The sequence below is a fragment of the Microcoleus sp. AT9b-C3 genome, from assembly GCF_036705485.1.
Lineage (GTDB): Bacteria > Cyanobacteriota > Cyanobacteriia > Cyanobacteriales > Microcoleaceae > Microcoleus.
In genome coordinates this window covers 103,970-123,772 of sequence record NZ_JAUBUR010000021.1, presented here as the reverse complement: position 1 = coordinate 123,772, position 19,803 = coordinate 103,970, and the positions used below count along the sequence as shown (strand labels likewise).

Here is a 19,803-nt window from a genome sequence, read left to right as displayed (position 1 = left end):
CACTTTTTTACAGCATTTTAGCCCTACCTTACCTTCCCTTGGTAAGGTGGGAAACAAGAAGAATCAAATCTTTATTCCCACCTTAGCAAGGGGGACAAAGAGGGGCTCCTCCAACTTTGACAGATGCGGAATACGAGGCGAAGTTGATGGAACTTCTCGAAGGGGTGAATGAGGGCTGGGGAATTTAGGATTGTTCTAACAAGAGATTGCCTCTTATGACAAAGCCTTATAAATCACACCAAATTACCACTTTCCATCGAAAAGCCGGGTAACAGCAATTAAAAAATTAGGAATTGTATAAGGGTTAACTATTCATTAAAACTGAGATATTGCACCATTATCAATAACTCTTCTCTGGGCGGGTTATCCTGCCCAAACCCTACTCCCCACCCGAAAATCTACTATTTGTGAAACACGCCGGAAAACCTATTAGTGAGAATGGTGCAACATATGATTTAAAACACACATCCTCAATAAAATGGCGCTAAAATAGATTAATCGGCGATTGAAATCGCTTTTACACATACAAAGTCCGCCTGCGCGGACTGCACATAAAAAAATAGAAAAGAGATAAAATGACAATCGTTACTTTAAACTTAGATACTGTCGAACTAACAGACGAACAGTTTTACCGTTTATGCCAGATGAATCGAGATTGGCAATTTGAACGGACACCTAAAGGAGAAATTATTATTATGTCACCCGTAGGCGGAGTTAACGCCAATAGAGAAGCCTATTTAATTACAGATTTGGGCTTGTGGAACCGTAAAACGCAGCTAGGGAGAGTGTTTAGTTCCTCTACAATTTTTCGCTTGCCTAATAATGGCTATCGATCGCCTGATGCCGCTTGGGTTATGTTAGAAAGATGGTCGGCTTTAACAGCAGAAGAACAAGAGAAATTTCCGCCAATTTGTCCTGATTTTGCTATTGAATTGCGATCGCCCCCAGACCCGCTGCGGCCGATTCAGGAGAAAATGCAGGAGTATCTAAACAGTGGTTTACGCTTGGGTTGGCTGATTAATCCTCTAGATGAACAAGTGGAGATTTATCGCCCTTCTAGCGAAGTAGAGATTGTACAATTTCCTGTAAGTTTATCGGGAGAAGATGTCTTGCCCGGATTTGTGCTTAATTTGCCCATGATTTGATATTGCATCAAACTTTTCCTGTTTCCAACTGTATTTTCTTCGGACAAATATCATCATCGTACCAACCAGTCAAAGCCACCGCCAAAGCATCCGCCGCATCGTCGGGTTTCGGAATATAACCTAACTCCAATTCCCGCGCCACGGCCTCTTGCACTTCAGATTTATCCGCATTACCGCGCCCGGTCAAAGCTTGCTTAATTTGAGCCGGCGTAAACTCGAATAACGGCACTCCACACTGCGCCAATACTAGCGTCAAAACGCCCCGCGCTTGCGCTACCAGTATGGTATTTCCCATCTTGTAAAAGAACAGTTTTTCGGCAATTGCTACATCAGGTTTAATCTGTTCAATTACCTCGTGCAAATCGTCATAAATTGTTTTCAAGCGCTGTCCCATTTCCTGTTTGGGCGTTGTTTGTATGACGCCGCAATCAATCATTGAAACCAAGTTTTCATCTTGTTTGCCGGGGACAACTTGACAGCAAATTGCCCCGTAGCCGAGATTTGCTAAGCCGGGATCTAATCCTAAAATTCGTTTTTCCATTGCCAGAATTAGTAATTGGAACTGGGGAAGGAGGCATTAAAAATTTGGGAAATGTTTCCTCAGCACCCATTACCAATTACCAATTATTAATTACCCCTCAGTTGTTTCTAGGCCGAATACCCGATCGAACACTTTAGTCACTTTATACCCCGAATCTATTGATTCTAGCGGGTCTTTCCGCAACCGGTGCCGCAAACACAGAGTCATCACCCGGCGAATATCGTCCACAGTCACCTCTGTGCGGCATTCCAAAGCCGTGAAAGCTTTCGCAGCCCGATTCGTCACTAAATCGCCCCGCAGCCCGTCAACGTCCAATTCGGCGCAAACTTGGGAGATTTTCACCCGCAACTCTCGATCGATAGTTACCGATTTTAACCTTTCCTGAGCTTCCACCAACTTCTGCTGCATATCATCTTGTTCGTGCTGATATTTCGCGAGAAACTCCGCTGGATTTTGGTCAAAACTCGATCGCTGTTCGACAATTTCCACTCTTAAATTCGGGTCTTTTACAGTCCGAATTTCTGCGTGCATCCCGAATCTGTCGAGCAACTGCGGCCGCAATTCTCCTTCTTCTGGATTCCCGGAACCGATTAGAATAAACTTAGCCGGGTGACGGATCGAAATGCCTTCTCTTTCAACAGTATTCCAACCGCTGGCGGCCGAGTCGAGCAAAACATCGACTAAATGATCGTCGAGCAAATTGACTTCATCAACGTACAGAATGCCACGGTTAGCTTTAGCTAAAAGACCGGGTTCAAAAGCTTTAACACCTTCCGACAAAGCTTTCTCGATGTCGATCGTACCGCAAACTCGGTCTTCGGTCGCGCCCAGAGGCAAGTCTACCATTTGGACTTTTTTGCGGGCGATTTTAATGTCAGTTTGAGATAAAGTGCGATCGCGCACCTCGTCACTCATCAAATCAGGATCAGTGGGATGACTGTTAAAAGGATCGTCAGCCACCACCTCAATTTCTGGCAGCAAGTCAGTGAGGGCGCGGATTGTGGTAGATTTGCCAGTACCTCGATCGCCCATAATCATCACCCCGCCAATTTTGGGATCGATGACATTCAACAACAGCGCCAGTTTCATCTCCTCCTGGCCAACAATTGCAGTGAAGGGAAAAACAGCGCGACGGGCGGAGGTAGCGGTAACGGTTGGTAGAGCGCCCGCATTTAGGGTATTGCTGACTTCGGCAGTAGGACTCACAGGATAACTCAAAATATAATAATTGCTTGTTTATTGTAGAGGATAAGGGATTGTCTGGGGCGATCGATTGCGGGCGATCGCAGTTGTAGGGTGCGTGAGGGCGAGAAATTTTTGACTGGTGGCGTGTGACTGTTGACATTCACGCACTTTGCTGTTTCCGCAGTGAAGTGCAACTAAGCTTTTCTGTATTTAAATTGCACTTGTGGGGCTGGCAGGATGCCCACCCCACAAGAGTTTTCAGCAAAATCACCAGTAAATTAAATGCGGGTAGATTGCAAATTTTGGGCGATCGGCAACCCTAATGTAAACTTATGTAACGATTCACCGCGCTTCGCATAAAAACCTCAACTTCCCCCAGATAGATAATTAAGAGCATTTTCAAGCAACTATTTTTCAGGGGTAACATGAGTGAACGTAACATCGGGGCATTGACTGGCAGCACAAGCTACACCAGTAGTGTGGACACTACAAATATTTTTGACCTTTACAAATTTAACATCAACAGTCCGGGAAGTTTCCAATTGTCGATCGACGGTTTGAGTGGCAATGCCGACATATTTTTATTAAACTCTAGTGGCGCAACACTTTACAGTTCCACTAACGCGGGAACCGATGCAGAAACAATTAGTGTTGACAGCTTAGTAGCTGGAGACTATTCAATCAAAGTTTTGCCAATCACTGGCGACATCAAATACACGCTGAATTTAGCACCAACTAGCACTCAAAAATCATCCGACGCAGACACCCTCACCGGTGCAAAATCAGATTCTCCACTTCCTTCAAACAGCACCGCAGCTTCGGAAAAACCCAGTGCAAACAAAGATGTAATTACAGGAACTCCTGTTGATGAAAAGACTGTCACCGCAGAAACAACATCAACAACTACCGACAAACCAGTCACTACAGACTCCGAAATACCTCTCACATCTGAACAAGAAAAACCTGTTACAGCGACTGAATCTGCCGCCGAAAAAACATCAACAACTACCGACGATTCAGTCACTACGGACTCCGAAACAACTCTCACATCTGAACCGGAAAAACCTGTCGCAGCGACTGAATCTGCCGCAGAAATAACCTCAACAACTACCGACAAACCAGTCACTACAGACTCCGAAATACCTCTCACATCTGAACCAGAAAAACCTGTCGCAGCGACTGACTCTGCCGCCGAAACAACATCAACAACTACCGACGATTCAGTCACTACAGACTCCGAAACAACTCTCACATCTGAACCGGAAAAACCTGTTACAGCGACTGACTCTGCCGCCGAAATAACCTCAACAACTACCGACAAACCAGTCACTGCAGACTCCGAAATACCTCTCACATCTGAACCAGAAAAACCTGTTACAGCGACTGAATCTACCGCAGAAATAACCTCAACAACTACCGACAAACCAGTCACTGCAGACTCCGAAATACCTCTCACATCTGAACCAGAAAAACCTGTTACAGCGACTGAATCTGCAGCAGAAATAACCTCAACAACTACCGACAAACCAGTCACAACCGCCTCCGAAATAACTCTCACATCTGAACCGGAAAAACCTGTCGCAGCGACTGAATCTGCTAGCGAAAAACTGCCAAGTGAAGAGACTACATCAGCGGGGGAAATCGCACCAGACAAACCACCAACCGATTCGGCAATTTCAACCGCCGAAACACCCAGCGAAACTGCTGCCACAAACAATCCAAATAGCACAGCCGCCGCCAAAACAGATGCAGTTACAGGCGAAACAATTGCCACTCAACAACCAAAAACAGGCGAAACTTTAGTTGCTACTTCCCCAGATGCCAGCAAGCCAGGGGACGAAACAAATACTGACACCAGCAACGGGGAAGAAACAAAGAAAGAGAATTCAACTACTACCGTAGCAACAACTGAAACCAAAAAAGAACCAGAACCGACTACAGACAAAAAGTTAATTTCTCCCTTTACATCCGGGGTATTTACTACGGATGAAACTGGTCGCATCAGTGTAGACTACACATTTGATGGTGGAATGTTCCAAGGTGAGTTAGCAATTTTCAGTTTAGACGGATTAGAAAAGTTTGAACCAGGTTCGGAAGCATTCATTAAAGAAGTAGCTGCGCGTTCTTTAAGTAACTCTGTGAAAGGTCATGTAGTCATTAATGATGCTACAGAAGGTGCGCGGTTTTCCGGTTTGTTAGGAGAGAGTAATGCCAACGAAGGAGTCTACTTAGGAGTCAAGAGTTTTGCAGTAACTGCTGGGGGTAAATATGGGGTGATGTTGATACCCAACGGTAGTGTCAAATTCGTCTACGATAATCCGACTGTTGGCGGCGATCAACGTCCTTTATTTTCTATGGCAATGGCGAATCCTGTTGAGGGATTTCACTTTGGTCAAATTGCCGATGTCACGGGGGAAGGTAATACCTTTATCATGGAGGATATGCGGTTAGATGGAGGGAGTGACAGGGATTACAATGATATCATTTTCCAAGTGCGGGGTGCGACTGGAAGAGCTGCTTTGCTCGATACTGTGATTAACCCGGATCAAGAGTGGCGGAAAACAGATTTGGGTCAGGCACTTATTGCTTATGCGAAACCTTACATTACCCCGGAACCAAAACCAAATGTAGATGCTGAATTATCGGATTTACTTGATGATTTAGAAACGGAAATTCTGAATCCATCAACTTCTGATCAAGAGACTCCAAAGACTCCAGCGCCTGCCACTACTACCGACAAAGATACTACTGATGCAACTCAAGTTGAAACAACCGACAATGTAGATACAAAACCTACTACTCCAGCGGTGACGACTGAGGCAGAAGTCAAAGATACTGCAAATAATTCTGGTGATTCGACTCATGTTGAAACAACGGATCAGGTAGATACAAAGCCTACTCCTCCAGCGGTGACGACTGAGGGAGAAGTCAAAGATACTGCGAATAATTCTGGTGATTCGACTCAGGTTGAAATAACCAACAAGGTAGATACAAATCCGACCACAGGTGCGACAACTACACCAACTGCTGACAAGGATACTGTGGCGGATTTGACTGAGGAATTACCAGTTGAAAAAATGCCTGTTTCCCCAGCGACAACTGAGGTAAAAGACGAAGTTGCCGAAGCACCAGTAACGCCAATTGTGCCAGCCCAATTTACTACTGAAACGGAAGTTGCTGCGACGACACCAACGGAGAAGGTAGAAACAAAACCGGAAGTTTTGCCAGCGGAAACTCCGACAGGAGTAGAGACTAAACCGGAAGTTTTGCCAGCGGAAAGTAAGGCGAAAGAGGAATCGAAGCCGGCTTTAGTAACTGAGGTAGAAAAAACTGAAGCTACTCAAGTTGTTGTAGTCGCACATCCTGTAGAGTTGGTGAATGAAAGTCAGCCAAAGACGGCGGTTGAGAGTAAAGAAACTGCTGAATATAAGCAGCCGTCATTGCCGTTGGAAGAGACTGAGAAAGCTGAAACTTCCACAGTTACTTTGCCTGAAAGTATTGTTGATTCAACGGTGAAGGAAAGTCAGCCAACAGTCCCTGTTGGGAGTCAAGAGACTGCCGAAGTTAAGCCTTCATTGCCGCTGCAAGAGACTGAGTTGGAAAGTCTGGCAGTGACGACTGCTAACAAGAGTCAAGACTCGCAGATGAAGGAAATAATTGCCGAGACTCCGGCTGTTAGTGATGTGGTGATTCCAAAAGAGTCTTTGCCGAGTTTGCCGATAGTTGATTCATCAACTGATGATGATTCCGCTACTGTTGAAAATCCCCAGCCCTCTATTGATGTTTTTCCCACGGGTTCAGAAGTAGATTATTCTATTTCTGCCAATTTGATAGCGCGATTGGAAAGCATGAAACAAAGTTTGACTAATTTGGGAAGTGCCGACGATCCGGGTGGGAATAGCAGCAACGAGACTTTGATTGCCCGTTTGGAAAGCGTGACTCAAAAGTTGATGACTTTCACTGAATCAACTACTGTTTCGGATAATATTGTGGCTTTAGTCGATCGCCTGGAAGAAACGGTCGATCGACTAACCATACCGCCCATCCAGCCGCCATTACCGTCGATTGAGACAGCACAATTCGATTTTCATGCTGCCGATCAGCCGATAATCGGAGTCATTGACACGGGATTTGCAGGCAACAATCCCGATATTGACTACTCGCGAATTACTTGGGGACAAGACAGGGTAGAGGGCGATGCTGACCCCAGATTGGAACCTGGTAAAGGCAACGAACATGGCACTCATGTTTTAGGAATTATTGCCGCCACTCAAAACAACGGGATTGGGATTGACGGCATTAATGAAAAAGCACCTATTTGGGCTGGAAGGGCGATCGGTTCTGGAAAATGGGCAGATTCATTAGTTGAATATGTTGATTTTGTCAAGACTTCCGGGAAAAAGAATGCAGTCATTAATTTGAGTATGGATCTTACTCAAGTTAATCCCGATGGTACGACAACAACTCGCTATGAATTGACGCCGGAGGAACGATCGGCGATCGAGTATGCTCGTCAAAATGGAGTATTGATGGTAGTTGCGGCTGGCAACGACGGTGGTGTAATGTCTGCCTTGGGTCAAGCTTCCCAAGAGTTTGACAATATCATTACTGTTGGTTCAGGCGATCGGGTTAATGATGAAATTGCACTGTCTAAAGCTTACGATCGCACAAATTATTCCAGCTACGGTCAAGGTTTAGATATTTTGGCATCGGGAGGAACTGTTCAGCATCCAGAGTTATCCACAGTGGGTGATGGTGTCGGGACAATGGCCGGAACATCGGTAGCGACAGCGAAAGTCACCGGTGCTGTTTCGCAAGTTTGGGCGGCAAATCCAAGTTTGAGCTATCGCCAAGTAATTCAAATTATCAAGGATACTGCCACTGATTTGAAAGAGCCCAATTGGGATAATGAAACGGGTGGTGGATTGCTGAATTTAGAAGCTGCTGTCGCTTTGGCTCTAGCTACGATACCGCAAGAGTATGACGTATCAGCAATGTTAGTTCCTGAAACATGGAGTGGTGAAGGGAAGGTAACACCTAGCGAACGAGCCGCTGCTAATCCCTTCTGGCCAACTGTCGAACCAACAAACTTTTCTGGTTCGGTGATGGCAACTATTGGCGCGAATGTACGATCGGGCCCCGGAACTAATTTTGCGATCGTGAGTGTCTCTCCTTATCAAGCAACTATCCAATTTGACGGCTGGACTTATGGGGAGCGCATTCCTGACGAGCAAGTAGGAACACCCGATGAGCGGTGGTATCGGATCGCAGGTACAAATAACTGGATGGCAAGTGCAGTTGTTATCGGGAATGCACCCGGATCTACCCCGCTACCACCTGTTCAAGCGCCGCCACAACCTCTCCCCCCTGCCCTTTTACCCGGACAAGGAAAAGTGCCAGCTAATGCAGGCTCGTTTATAAAGACAGTAGTCAGCAATCAAGTAACCACTCACTACTACCAGAACGGATATTTGATGGTGCAGCCAAATGGACAGCAAAATTGGTACGCTTTGGGAGCGAACCCCCAGCCAGTGATACCAATTCCGAATCCCCTTCCAGTTCCCTTGTCCCCTTACGGCAGCACTGGGGGCTGGCAAGTGCAATTTTGGAATAACAAAAATCTCTCAGGTAATCCAACTTTTACTCGCGCCGAACCACCAGGAGAATTGCGATTTTCTGCTGGGGGAGTTCCATCCGGGACTGTTGGAATTCCTGCGGATGGCTTTTCAGCCCGCTGGGAAACCACGAGCCATTTTGAAGGCGGTTTTTATAACTTCATCAGTCAGGCAGATGATGGTGTCAGAGTTTACATTGATGGTGTCAAAGTTGTTGACAAGTGGAAAGATCAACCTGCTGTCCGCAATGATGCTTTTCTCGCCGTACCGAATGGTCAACATAAGGTAGTTGTCGAATATTTTGAAAATGCTGGAAATGCAGTTAATAACCTGCGGTGGGAACCATCAAATCTTCTAAAAAATTGGACAGGTGAATTGCGCCCTGTCGGTTACGACGGCGCAGGAGTTCACGACACTTATCTCAACACCTATCAGCGCAATGGCGCTATTTCAAAACTCGGCTATCCGATTAATAAAGTCCATCCTTGGGCAGCAGGCTACACTCAAGATTTTGAGGGAGGAGCTGACGGCAAAGGCGCGATTATGAAGTCAAACGCCAACGATAATTCTTATTGGGTTGGCAACGATTTTTGGACAACTCTCTTAGCAAGTGGCGGTGCTGACGGTATCTTAAAATATCCGACTTCTGACCGCTATATCACTAAGTCTGGCGAACGACAAAATTTCCAAGGCGGTGCGATTCTCAAGTCTAAAAACGGAACTTTCCCTATCTTTGGCGGCATGGCTGGGAAGTATTTCGAGCTAGGAGGGGAAAACAGCTTTCTGGGATTCCCTACCAGCGGTGAAATAGGTCTGGGTGACGGTTGGATTATTCAGAATTTTGAGGGAGGTTACATTCTTTACAAAAATGGAATGCCAACCATTGCTTACGATACTAAAGCAATAGAAAATTTTCCAGATAGCGTTCATGGCAGCACTTCTGACTGGCACGGTCAATATTGGAGCAATAAGGATTTAATTGGCTCTCCGCAGTGGTCGCAATACGAACAGAAAGGTGAATTGCGGTTTGCTGCTGGTGAAGGAGGGCCGCCCAATACCAGAGGAATTAAAGAAGATAATTTCGGGGCGCGTTGGATTACTACTAGCTATTTTGACGGTGGCATCTATAACTTTATCAATCAAGCTGATGACGGAGTGCGGGTTTATGTTGACGGCAAACTGACTATTGACAAATGGAAAGACTCGCCGTTTGAAAAGAAAACAGCTTTCGCAGCTATTGAGCCTGGATACCATCAGGTCATGGTGGAGTATTTTGAGAATGGTGGTGCGGCCGCGAATACGCTGAAGTGGGAACAAGCAAATCCTCCTAAAGAATGGGCTGGCGAGTTCTACCGAGGGAAGGATCTAAATGATAACAACTTCGCTGGAAATCGCGGTGGCGGAACGGGTTTCTTAGATAAGGATTGGGGACATAGCCATGAAGGGGGCATTGCCATTGGAGATGATGATTTTTCAGATCGTTGGGCAACAACTCGCTATTTCGATTCGCCGGGAATTTACAAGTTTACCAGCCAAGCCGATGATGGTGTCCGGGTCTGGGTGGATGATAAGCTGGTAATTGATAAGTGGGGCGATCAACCATTAGTTAGCAATGAGGTGCTAGTTTCACTCGATAAAGGCTATCACAGAATTCGAGTTGAGCATTTTGAAAATGGTGGTGGTGCAGTGAATAAACTGAGTTGGCAGAAGTTACAATTTTCGCCAGTACCCGTTCCAGGTGTTATCGGTTTAGTTCAACAGGAACCTTGGGTTGCTGAGTATTTCAATAATCGAGATTTGAGCGGGACTCCTGTTGTAACTCGCACCGACGGTTCTACTACCGCAGGATTTAATTTAAACTGGGGTGGGGGCAGCCCTGACAGCCGAATTAACCAGGATAATTTCTCATCGCGGCTGACAACTCACCGACAATTGCCTGCTGGCACTTATAAGTTTAAGTTGCAAGGTGATGACGCGGCACGGCTATATATTAATGGTGAAAAGGTGATTGACCGATGGGACAATCCCCCTTTTGTTCCTCACGAAGTAGAAGTTACTCTCCCAGCAGGAATCCACACGCTGCAAGTAGAACATTCGGAAATTGGTGGGGCAGCTTATCTGAATTTAGATTGGGATTACTCTCCTAATATCCCTAATTACTCGATCGATCCTGCTTTGCAGTCTACCTACAATAGTTGGGCAACTCAGTTAGGTGCGAGCGCGATCGGAGTTCCGATTACTCAATTGCCACCGAATCCTTTGAGCAATAAGATTCAGGAATTCCGAGGTACTTTGGGGCGGGGAGCTTTGTTGAAAAAAGCAGGAAGTTCCACTGTTACCTATGTGTTCGGTAAGTTGTGGGAAGCTTATCAAAAAGCTGGTGGTTCTAATGCTTTGGGTTATCCTTTGTCTTCTCAAAAGGATTTGGGCAATGGCGCTTATGAGCTGGATTTGCCGAATGGGAAGCTGTTCTGGGCACCGGGAATGACGAATCCTACTTACTACGAATATTTCAACAACAATTTGACTATTCCTGCTGATAGTTGGCGGGGTGAATATTTCAATAATTTGGATTGGGCAGGAAGTCCTGCTATGGTTCGCGGTGATAGTGCTTCAGCTAGTAATTTGGATAAACAATGGATGGTTGGTAGCCCTGGGCCTGGGGTGCAAGCTGATAATTTCTCCGTGCGCTGGACGACGAATCGACCGTTTGACAGAGGAACCTATCGCTTTGTTGGCAACCACGATGACGGTTTTAAGGTAGAAGTAAATGGTCAGGTTCCCATTGACAAGATGATAGAAGTTGCAACACAGACAACTGGCTATGGAACTTTTACTCAGCCCGGTCAATATCCAGTGGAATTAAAATATCGGGAGTATGGTGGCGGTGCAACGGCTCAACTTCGCATGGAGAAAGCTTCTGATTTTGTTGTCGGTCTTGAAGCTAACAATAACCAGAGCATAGAATTGCCTGATGTTTTTAATAAACATGGTGGCTATGACCGAGTTGGTGTACCGACTAATAACGTTCATTTGTGGGGCAATGGTTATGTCCAAGACTTTGATGGCGGGGCGAATGGTTGGGGCATTCTGATGCGCCGTCACAATACGACGGTCTTCTATTATGTTTCTGGCAAAATTTGGGAAGCTTATCGTAACACAGACAACGGTGCCCCCGGTTGGTTAGGTTATCCCACTAGCGATCCTTTTCAGGAAGGAGGAGTTACTCGTCAAAACTTTGAAGGGGGTTACATTACTTTCAATGGTCAAACAGCAACAGTCCACCGTCCTACTCCGCCTGTGCAGTCACAACCCGATCCAGGTGTAGGTGGAGGTGGAAAATATTATCCCGATCTCGCTTCTTTGACAAAGGCTAACTGGAACTATCAAAGTAAGGATAACTTATTTTTTGATGGTCAAACTGGAAATGGAGAAAGCTTACCATCAGTCAAACAAGTTTACTCGGATCTTTCTAATGGTATCTTTGGCTCTTATAAAGCAATGACAGCAGGATACTTTGATACCACTAATTATAGTGGTCTACACTATGGCATTGATATGGCTGGTCTCGCTGGTAACTCAGTGAAAACTGTAGTTGGAGGTACAACTACTCGAGTGCAAAATATTGCTGGTAATTACTTTATAGGTGTCAGAGGTGATGATGGCAATCTTTGGATTTATGGACATCTAGAAAAATATTCAGTGGGGATTGGTCAGCGGATAGAAGCTGGTACTACGATTGGTACAGTTTTCGATGGTGCGTACTTGGGTAATTATTGGATGTTTCCACATCTACATTTGGAAGTTCACCAAGGTCATACGTACAACCAGGCTAAGTCAATAAGCCCTGTTGAAGCCTACTGGAAATTAAGGAATCTATAAAAAGAGTAGATCCCACGTAATACGATCGCCCTTTGCCCAAACAAAAGAAACCGGGTTTTTCAGATAACCTTTGCCTATACACCGATATATGAATGCAAAAACCCGGTTTCTGAACCCCCAAGCGATCGCTCTTTTGGAATTAGTCAAAAAGTGCGATCGCACTCCCTCATCCTTCTGTGTCCAAACACTTCTGGCAAAACCCAAACAATCTCCGATTTGTAAAGTTTTCTGAAGTTCAGGCTAAATTTCGCATAAAACTAGCGCGTCGCCCCTGATATATAAGTGACGGTTGGTTTTTGAGTGCGGTGGGCTGTCGTGAGTGCGATCGGGCGATCGACCTTTATTAATTTTTCTCAAAAACTGGCTATCGACCTTTTCAAATAAACTCTACATGGTTCTGCATATCTGACGGTTCAAGTAGCTCCCAAATCAAAATCAAACCGCCGCGCACAATTTCACCAAGTGAACGACTATTTTGGTGACAGTAAACAATACCGGAATGCTTTAAACCGCGCTGATGAAGTGCTAAAAAATCGTCATCCTGGGTAAAGATTACTCGTTCTTGAGAAATTGCAAAAGCTAATTGTTCTTCTTCAGCAGCACCTAAAGTCGTGCTTCCGGTGTAGTCGTAACATCAATACCGCGCCTTCTCAAAGCTTCTGCGATCGCCCGTTCGACTTGTTCATCACAATGAAATCGGATCTTTTCCAAGATTCTGCCCTCTCAATTTCTGCTGCACCTTGGAAGTGATTTTTCCTTGCAGTTCCCGCACAAAAGCATCGCTATCTCGAATTTGTTGTCGAATTTCCTCAAGATGGTCGTGGTAATAAGTCAAGGCTGCGTATACATCTGCTAAAGTAATTGTGGGATACCGCGACAGAATTTCATCAGGAGACATTCCCATCTTTTCGTGCCAAATTACAACATCTTGAACCCTAATCCGATGTCCGGCTATACGCGGTTTACCGCCACAAATACCCGGAGTAATTTCAATATGTTCTTGGATTACCGATGGCATAGGCATCTGAGTCATAATTTTTTCTCGCACAATGCGGAATCACCTCCTATTGTAACATTCACATAGGCAGTACGTGAAAAATCCAGCGAGGGACTAATTCTATGCAAACTCAGCCTGCGATCACCGGACATCTGTCACCGGAATTAGCACAAATTTTTCTATAAGGATTACCCGAAACAATTCGTAAAGCACTGTCCATGCCGACTAAAACAATGAATTATCCAGTTTTGGCAGTAATTGAAATGGCGATCGCCGGTTATCTCGATGAAGAGGCTCTCTCCTTTGCCGATTGCAACCCCAAGCTTGACTAACGATTCTACAGTGCGATCGCTCTTTTTGGGAATGGAGAGGTCGATCGCGAAGCGTGGCATCAGCCGTATCGATCTTTTTGATATGGAAAGGTCGATCGCTAGCAACTCAATTTATTCTTCTCCAGGCTCATCCATTTGTAATGTATACTGCAATGCCACCTTTAATTTTGATAAATAATCTGCTGAAACATTGCCCAACTTTTGGATTAATCGCTGCCTATCCAGGGCTACCACTTGTTGATAACAAAGCACCACAGAATCTTGTGTTAAACCGCCTTCACCCGCCGATCAAATAATTGTCCCCGGTATCTTGGCACGCCGCAGATTACTGGTTACGGGAACTACCACTACTGTTGTAGTAAAGCGGTCTAACGTATCTCGCTGTAAGGTAATGACTGGTCTAATCCCCGCTTGTTCCGAACCTCTAGTTGGATTAAGATCTGCCAAATAAACTTCTCCCAACATCAAATTTTATCCTGTTTCTGAAGTTGAGGAAGATAATCTGTTAAAGCGGTTTCCGCAAAAGCTAAATCTTCAGCGGTAAACTCAGCTTTCAATGCCGCCGCTTATTCATCAGAAATGGCATCCCACTGTCTAAATAATTGTTGCTGATTAGGATTTTTTGGGAATTTACCCTGTTGACTGATTAGCTGTTTGTCAGCAAGATATTTTTGGATAGCGCGAGCGAGTTCTTGTAATTCTAAACAATCTAGCATTTCAAGCTGAGTGAAGATTTGGTTGAGGATTGCCTGTGACATAGGTTTTTACTTTCTGTTAAGGCTGGTTGGTCTATTATACAACTATTAAGCTGTTGCGGCAGTTGATTTTTACTTTGAGGGCGGGCTCTCCTGCCCACCCCACAAGAGTTTAAAAAACAGGATTGTTAAAATTAGATTCACACCAGCTTAGCCTGCTGTTTTCAATCGCCCCAAACTCTTCTCAATCGCAGGACGAGCTCCCTTGAAGCCTAGAAAATTTGCCATAATTAAGATACAGTAACTGGGAGGATGAATCAATGTACGCAACTTCCGACAAATCGATGGGCAAAGTTTTAGTTACGCTAACAGTTGCCAATCGTGCCGACCAGTCCGCTGCTGCACGGGGATTCATTCCAACTGAGGAAATACGCTCGATTACCCTAGATAACGTGGTGGTAGATACCGGTGCTACTACATTATGCTTGCCTCCAGGTGCGATCGCCCAACTCGGCCTCGAACTGCTTAAAGAAGTGGATGTGGCCACCGCAACGGGACTCAGCAAAGCACGCATCTTTCAAGATGCTAAGATTTCACTTTGCGGTAGAGAAGGCACTTTTGAGTGTCTGGAATTACCCGGAGGGCGAGATGCTTTAATTGGCGTAATTCCTCTCGAAGCCCTCGGTTTAGAACCAGATTTGCGCCACCAAACTTTAAAGGTTTTACCCTCGGAATCTGTCGATACTTATTTGACGATTATGTAGCTGATATTTTTTTCTAAAATTTATGAAGTTGAGGAAAATCAGAGGGTCGTCGAGTTCAGATAAAATTACTCAAACATCGCACTCTCTTAATGCAGCCCAACCACCTTTTGAGCAGAGGTAATGCTTGACAATAAATAATTACTGCTGAATAATCTCAAATATTCTAGCGATTGCCTCGTTCAACTTGTCCGGTTTAAGCTGGCCAGCTTTATAAATTATGATTCCTCTGTCGGCCGTAAACAAGCGATTCGGTCGAATGTTGCTAGTTTGGTTGAGTCCTCCTTCACTAAAATCGCTATTTTGAATAGTAATAGCATAGCGATCGCTAATCGTCTGGCTAGTAATCTGGCAAAGAATTAAATCGTCTCCTTCCAAAGTGGCGATAACTATGGCGGGTCGTCGTTTGGTTTGTGTTAAATCTGAAAATGGGAACGGAACAATTACTACATCACCATTTACAAATTCTGCCATGCCTCATCCTCCTCTGGTCTCAACCAATCTTTTTGCAGAGAAGATTCACTGAGTCGGCTTGCTTCTAACTTATCTTGCCGATATTTGGATTTGACAAATTGTAGAAAATCCCAAACTTCTTCTAAGGCAACTTCGGGGAGGTTTTCCACTTCTTTGAGGAACAATTCTTTAACACTCATGAGATTTAACTATTAGAGTAAGTTTCTTGACTCGGCTTTTTAATGATACCTGATATTAAGAGCGATCGATGGTGCGTCAGCTATTAAATTATCAATTATCCCCAAAAAAACCGAGCTGACACACCCTACTGATACTAATAACTAATAACTCATCACTACCACTGCGGCTCAGAAGCCATCAAAGCAGTCGCAGCCTCACTCGGTAACGGCTTAGCAAAAAAATAACCCTGACCGTATTCGCAGCCGATCGCCCTTAACCTAGCTAATTGTGCCGCCGTCTCCACACCCTCAGCAATCACATCCATCCCCAAAGCGTGAGCCAGCGCCACAATCGTCCGCACGATCGCCACATTCTCCCCCTCGCTTTCGATCTCCATCCGCCCCACAAACGACTTATCAACCTTCAAAGTATCCGTAGGAAACCGACTCAAATAACTCAACGACGAATAACCAGTGCCAAAATCATCAATTCCCAACTTGACATTTAACGCTTTCATCTGCTTCAAAACCGCGATCGCCGACTCCACATCATCCATCACCACACTCTCAGTAATCTCCAACTTCAAACTCTCGGCACTCAAACCCGTTGTTTCCAAAATCACCTTCAGGCGATCGACCAAATCCGGCTGAGCAAACTGCTTCCCAGATAAATTTACACTCATAATCAAAGGTTGATCCAAATCAAACATTCCCTCCCAAACCTCCAACTGCCGGCAAGCCTCCTCCAACACCCACTCACCCAGCGGCACAATTGCCCCCGTTTCCTCAGCCACCGGAATAAACTTCATCGGCGAAATCAAACCCTGCAGCGGGTGTTGCCAACGTACCAAAGCCTCAAAGCCAATAATCCTCCCGCTTGCCAAAGATACAAACGGTTGGTAGTGCAGCAAAAACTCTTGACGCTTGAGGGCCATCCGCAAATCCGTCTCCAACTGCAACCTCTCCACAGCCAAAGCGTGCATCGAAGCATTAAACACCTGATACCTTCCCGTTCCCAAAGCCTTCGCCCGGTACATCGCCGTGTGCGCGTCCCGCAGCAAGTGTTCCGGCTGTTCCCTGACAGTAGCAGCGGGTTCGCCCCCCAGCGCAATCCCGATACTCGCCGTCACAAACACCTCCTGTCCGTTCAACTCAAAAGGCACAATTAAAGCTTGGTGAATTCGATCGGCCAAATCCACAGCACTGTCAACATCAATATTCCTCACCAAAATCGCAAAATCGTCGCCCCCCACCCGCGCCACAGTATCCCCAGGGCCAATAATCGCCCTCAACCGCAGCACCACCGCCATCAGCAGTTCATCCCCCACCAAATGACCCAAAGAATCATTAATCACCTTAAACCTGTCTAAATCCAGAAACAGCACCGCAAACAGATAGCTGCGGCGGCCCCTAGTATTGGCGATCGCCCGCCCCAGGCAATCCACGAACAAATCCCGGTTCGGCAAACCCGTTAGAGAATCGTGAAAAGCATCGTAAAGCTTCCTGTAAGCACTGACACCCACACCAGTCACCACCAAACCCAAAGTCGGCGACACTAACGGTACCCACCCACCCCCAGTAAAAATCGCATAACTAATCCCCAACAGTCCCATCAAAGCAGCACCCCCAGCCAATCCCGCCCTCACAGGATGCTGAATCCGCCAAGCCAAAACCCCGCCAATCACCGCCCAAGAACCGTTCCACAAAATTTCCGCCCATTCCGGCCATACCCAAAACAGCGATCGTCCATCCAAAACCGCACTCAATATTTGGCTAAGCATTTGCGCGTGCAGCAACACCCCCGGCATTTTCGGACTTTGCTTTTTAACCGGGCTGTAAGGCGTCAAAAACAAATCTCTGGTACTCGGTGCCGTCGTCCCAATCAACACAATCTTGTCCTTAACCCAGCTTGGGTCAATTTCCCCCTTCAATACCTGCCTGATACTGACTTGTCGCGCCACCTCCTTACCAGAACGGTATTTGAGCAGAATTTGGTAGCCTTTGGCGTCAAGATTGGCATAGCCGCCGCTGTCAGAAGTTAAAGGCACAAATTCTGCCTTTCCCCAGTTGATTTGGTGGGGATGAACAGGGCTATTTTTCTGCTGTACTCTGTCTTTGAGATACAGCAAAGCCACTTGCACAGAAAACGATAAAGCAATCTTTTTGTCTGGTTGCGAGACTGAGAGCAAATTGCGGCGTACAACGCCATCAGGATCGAGCACGAAGTCGTTAAAACCAACCCGATCGGGCGGTATCCCCGGAGGCGCAGGCACTCCCGGACTTTCTGAATCGCTCAATTGGTTGATCGCCACAACATTCGGTGCTTTCAGCCCGGCCAGCAATTCTTCGTGTCCCGGCGCTTGAGGCAAATCCCGGTACAAATCTAAACCGATGACTTTTGGCTGATACTTTTGCAGTTTTGCCAAGGTTTGAGCGATCGCACCGTCGGAAATCGGAAATCTCCCCAAAGCTTGAATATCGGCCTCAGAAATTCCCACTACCAGCAGTCGCGGATCGGAACCCGAATCAGGCTGCAACCGCACTAACGAGTCAAAACTCGCCAATTCCAAGCTCTGCAGGCCTCCCAAATGCCTAACTCCCATATTCAGCAGCGTTACAGTCACGCCCGCAAGCATTGCAGGCAAAATCCTGACCCGTCGGTTTTGAGAACTCAGGTTGAGACCAGTTGCGACAGACATGACATATCGAAGATTTCGAGAGAATTTGGCAGTCACAGAAAAAATATGTCGGTGCAAATTAGCTTTGCACAAGTCTGTTCTTACAGAATTGAGCTTAATATGAGATTGAATGTAATTTTTTCAGAACTTGTGCCGCCACCGAGTTTCTTTAAGCTAATTACTCGATTTGGCAAAGTATTTCTCGAATGGGAACCGGGTTTTTGAAGATTTGCCGACAACTCCTGTCTTTCATTGCTTGTTTCCCCAAATTCGTACAAGCGTTAAAATTTAGTCGATCAAACTTTCAGGATATTTTTGAGATGATGGCGAATCAACTTCCGATTCCGGTGATTGTTAACGGTGCAGCAGGCAAAATGGGCCGCGAAGTAATTAAGGCGATCGCCCATGCTAGTGACATGACCTTATTTGGGGCTGTAGACCGCTCTCAGTCGTGCCTCAACGCCGATGCCGGCGAATTAGCCGGATGCGGCCCGTTAGAAGTTCCCATCACTGACGACTTGCAAGGAATGCTGGTATTAGCAGCTCAGGAAAAGCAGTTAGGCGTGATGGTAGATTTTACGCACCCTTCGTCTGTTTATGAAAACGTGCGATCGGCCATAGCTTACGGCATTCGCCCAGTAGTCGGCACTACCGGATTGAGCAGCAAGCAAATTGAAAACTTAGCTGAATTTGCTGACAAAGCGAGCATCGGGTGTTTAATCATACCCAATTTCTCGATCGGCATGGTTTTGCTCCAACAAGCCGCCGTCACGGCATCTCAGTATTTTGAACACGTAGAAATTATCGAGCTGCACCACAATCAAAAAGCCGACGCCCCCAGCGGTACGGCAATTCAAACTGCCCAAATGTTAGCAGAAATGGGAAAAACTTTCAATCCGCCAGAAGTTGAGGAAACCGAAAAATTAGCCGGCGCTCGAGGTTCACTGGCGGATGAAGGGATTCGCATTCACAGCATCCGTTTACCCGGTTTAATTGCCCACCAAGAGGTAATTTTTGGTGGCGCCGGTCAAGTTTATACTTTACGACACGATACGAGCGATCGCGCTTGTTATATGCCCGGAGTCTTGCTGTCTATACGCAAAGTCCTTGAATTGCGATCGCTCGTTTACGGCCTAGAAAAAATACTGTAGGTAATTGGTAATTGGAAATTGGGCATTGGGAGTGAATAACCAATAACCAATAATCAATAACTAATAACCAATAACTAATAGCCTAATTATGTAGGGTGCGCAATGCGCACCGGTGCGCATTGCGCACCCTACTAATTTTTTTTCGGTTCATATTTAACACGCCAGACTATTACCAATTCCCCATCACCA

Annotated in this window: 13 protein-coding genes and 1 pseudogene; 5 read left to right on the top strand and 9 right to left on the bottom strand. The window is 45.9% G+C overall.

The annotated features are described in order from the left end of the window. Nucleotides 1-575 precede the first annotated feature (575 nt). Nucleotides 576-1,145 carry a Uma2 family endonuclease gene (locus QUB77_RS19410; RefSeq protein WP_333175922.1) on the top strand — a complete coding sequence of 190 codons (570 nt, stop codon included), beginning with the start codon at nt 576-578 and terminating at the stop codon, nt 1,143-1,145. Nucleotides 1,146-1,152: 7 nt separating this feature from the next. On the opposite strand, the gene ruvC is transcribed toward QUB77_RS19410, so the two are convergent. Then, nucleotides 1,153-1,686 carry a crossover junction endodeoxyribonuclease RuvC gene (ruvC, locus tag QUB77_RS19405; protein WP_333175924.1) on the bottom strand — a complete coding sequence of 178 codons (534 nt, stop codon included), beginning with the start codon at nt 1,684-1,686 and terminating at the stop codon, nt 1,153-1,155. A 90-nt stretch (nt 1,687-1,776) separates the two neighbouring features. Then, the gene (gene bchI / locus QUB77_RS19400) at nt 1,777-2,892 is read right to left on the bottom strand and encodes a magnesium chelatase ATPase subunit I (protein ID WP_333175926.1); all 1,116 of its coding nucleotides are present in this window, start codon (nt 2,890-2,892) and stop codon (nt 1,777-1,779) included. A gap of 404 nt (nt 2,893-3,296) precedes the next feature. Between bchI and QUB77_RS19395 the strand changes: the two genes are divergently transcribed. Continuing rightward, nucleotides 3,297-12,368 (top strand): PA14 domain-containing protein, encoded by a 9,072-nt coding sequence (locus tag QUB77_RS19395; protein ID WP_333323314.1) that lies wholly within the window; start codon nt 3,297-3,299, stop codon nt 12,366-12,368. A gap of 88 nt (nt 12,369-12,456) precedes the next feature. After that, a complete protein-coding gene (locus QUB77_RS19390) occupies nt 12,457-12,600 on the top strand; it encodes a hypothetical protein (protein WP_333175935.1) in 144 nt (47 codons plus the stop codon). Nucleotides 12,601-12,744: 144 nt separating this feature from the next. On the opposite strand, the gene QUB77_RS19385 is transcribed toward QUB77_RS19390, so the two are convergent. The 4 genes and pseudogenes from QUB77_RS19385 to QUB77_RS19370 all read right to left on the bottom strand — a co-directional run bounded on the left by QUB77_RS19385 (nt 12,745) and on the right by QUB77_RS19370 (nt 14,455). Beyond that, nucleotides 12,745-12,921, bottom strand: a complete 177-nt coding sequence (locus QUB77_RS19385) for a hypothetical protein (RefSeq protein WP_333323315.1) — start codon at nt 12,919-12,921, stop codon at nt 12,745-12,747. Nucleotides 12,922-13,053: 132 nt separating this feature from the next. Continuing rightward, nucleotides 13,054-13,401 carry a DUF433 domain-containing protein gene (locus tag QUB77_RS19380; protein ID WP_333175937.1) on the bottom strand — a complete coding sequence of 116 codons (348 nt, stop codon included), beginning with the start codon at nt 13,399-13,401 and terminating at the stop codon, nt 13,054-13,056. Between the two features lie 407 nt (nt 13,402-13,808). Continuing rightward, a pseudogene (locus QUB77_RS19375) lies at nt 13,809-14,162 on the bottom strand (type II toxin-antitoxin system PemK/MazF family toxin). 101 nt (nt 14,163-14,263) lie between these two features. Continuing rightward, the gene (locus QUB77_RS19370; RefSeq protein WP_333175939.1) at nt 14,264-14,455 is read right to left on the bottom strand and encodes a hypothetical protein; all 192 of its coding nucleotides are present in this window, start codon (nt 14,453-14,455) and stop codon (nt 14,264-14,266) included. Nucleotides 14,456-14,712: 257 nt separating this feature from the next. On the opposite strand from QUB77_RS19370, the gene QUB77_RS19365 reads away from it, so the two are divergent. Next, nucleotides 14,713-15,156: an aspartyl protease family protein gene (locus QUB77_RS19365; RefSeq protein ID WP_333175941.1), complete on the top strand. Its 444-nt coding sequence runs from the start codon at nt 14,713-14,715 to the stop codon at nt 15,154-15,156. 138 nt (nt 15,157-15,294) lie between these two features. Here QUB77_RS19365 and QUB77_RS19360 read toward each other — a convergent pair whose 3' ends face one another. From QUB77_RS19360 to QUB77_RS19350, 3 genes are all read right to left on the bottom strand, one after another. Further along, nucleotides 15,295-15,627, bottom strand: a complete 333-nt coding sequence (locus tag QUB77_RS19360; protein WP_333175943.1) for a type II toxin-antitoxin system PemK/MazF family toxin — start codon at nt 15,625-15,627, stop codon at nt 15,295-15,297. Continuing rightward, nucleotides 15,612-15,806: a hypothetical protein gene (locus tag QUB77_RS19355; RefSeq protein ID WP_333175945.1), complete on the bottom strand. Its 195-nt coding sequence runs from the start codon at nt 15,804-15,806 to the stop codon at nt 15,612-15,614. The genes QUB77_RS19360 and QUB77_RS19355 overlap by 16 nt, the downstream gene beginning before the upstream one ends. A gap of 155 nt (nt 15,807-15,961) precedes the next feature. Beyond that, nucleotides 15,962-18,484: an EAL domain-containing protein gene (locus QUB77_RS19350; RefSeq protein ID WP_333175947.1), complete on the bottom strand. Its 2,523-nt coding sequence runs from the start codon at nt 18,482-18,484 to the stop codon at nt 15,962-15,964. A 302-nt stretch (nt 18,485-18,786) separates the two neighbouring features. Between QUB77_RS19350 and dapB the strand changes: the two genes are divergently transcribed. Further along, complete coding sequence (gene dapB, locus QUB77_RS19345; protein WP_333176100.1) at nt 18,787-19,614, top strand: 4-hydroxy-tetrahydrodipicolinate reductase; 828 nt, start codon at nt 18,787-18,789, stop codon at nt 19,612-19,614. Nucleotides 19,615-19,803: the final 189 nt, after the last annotated feature.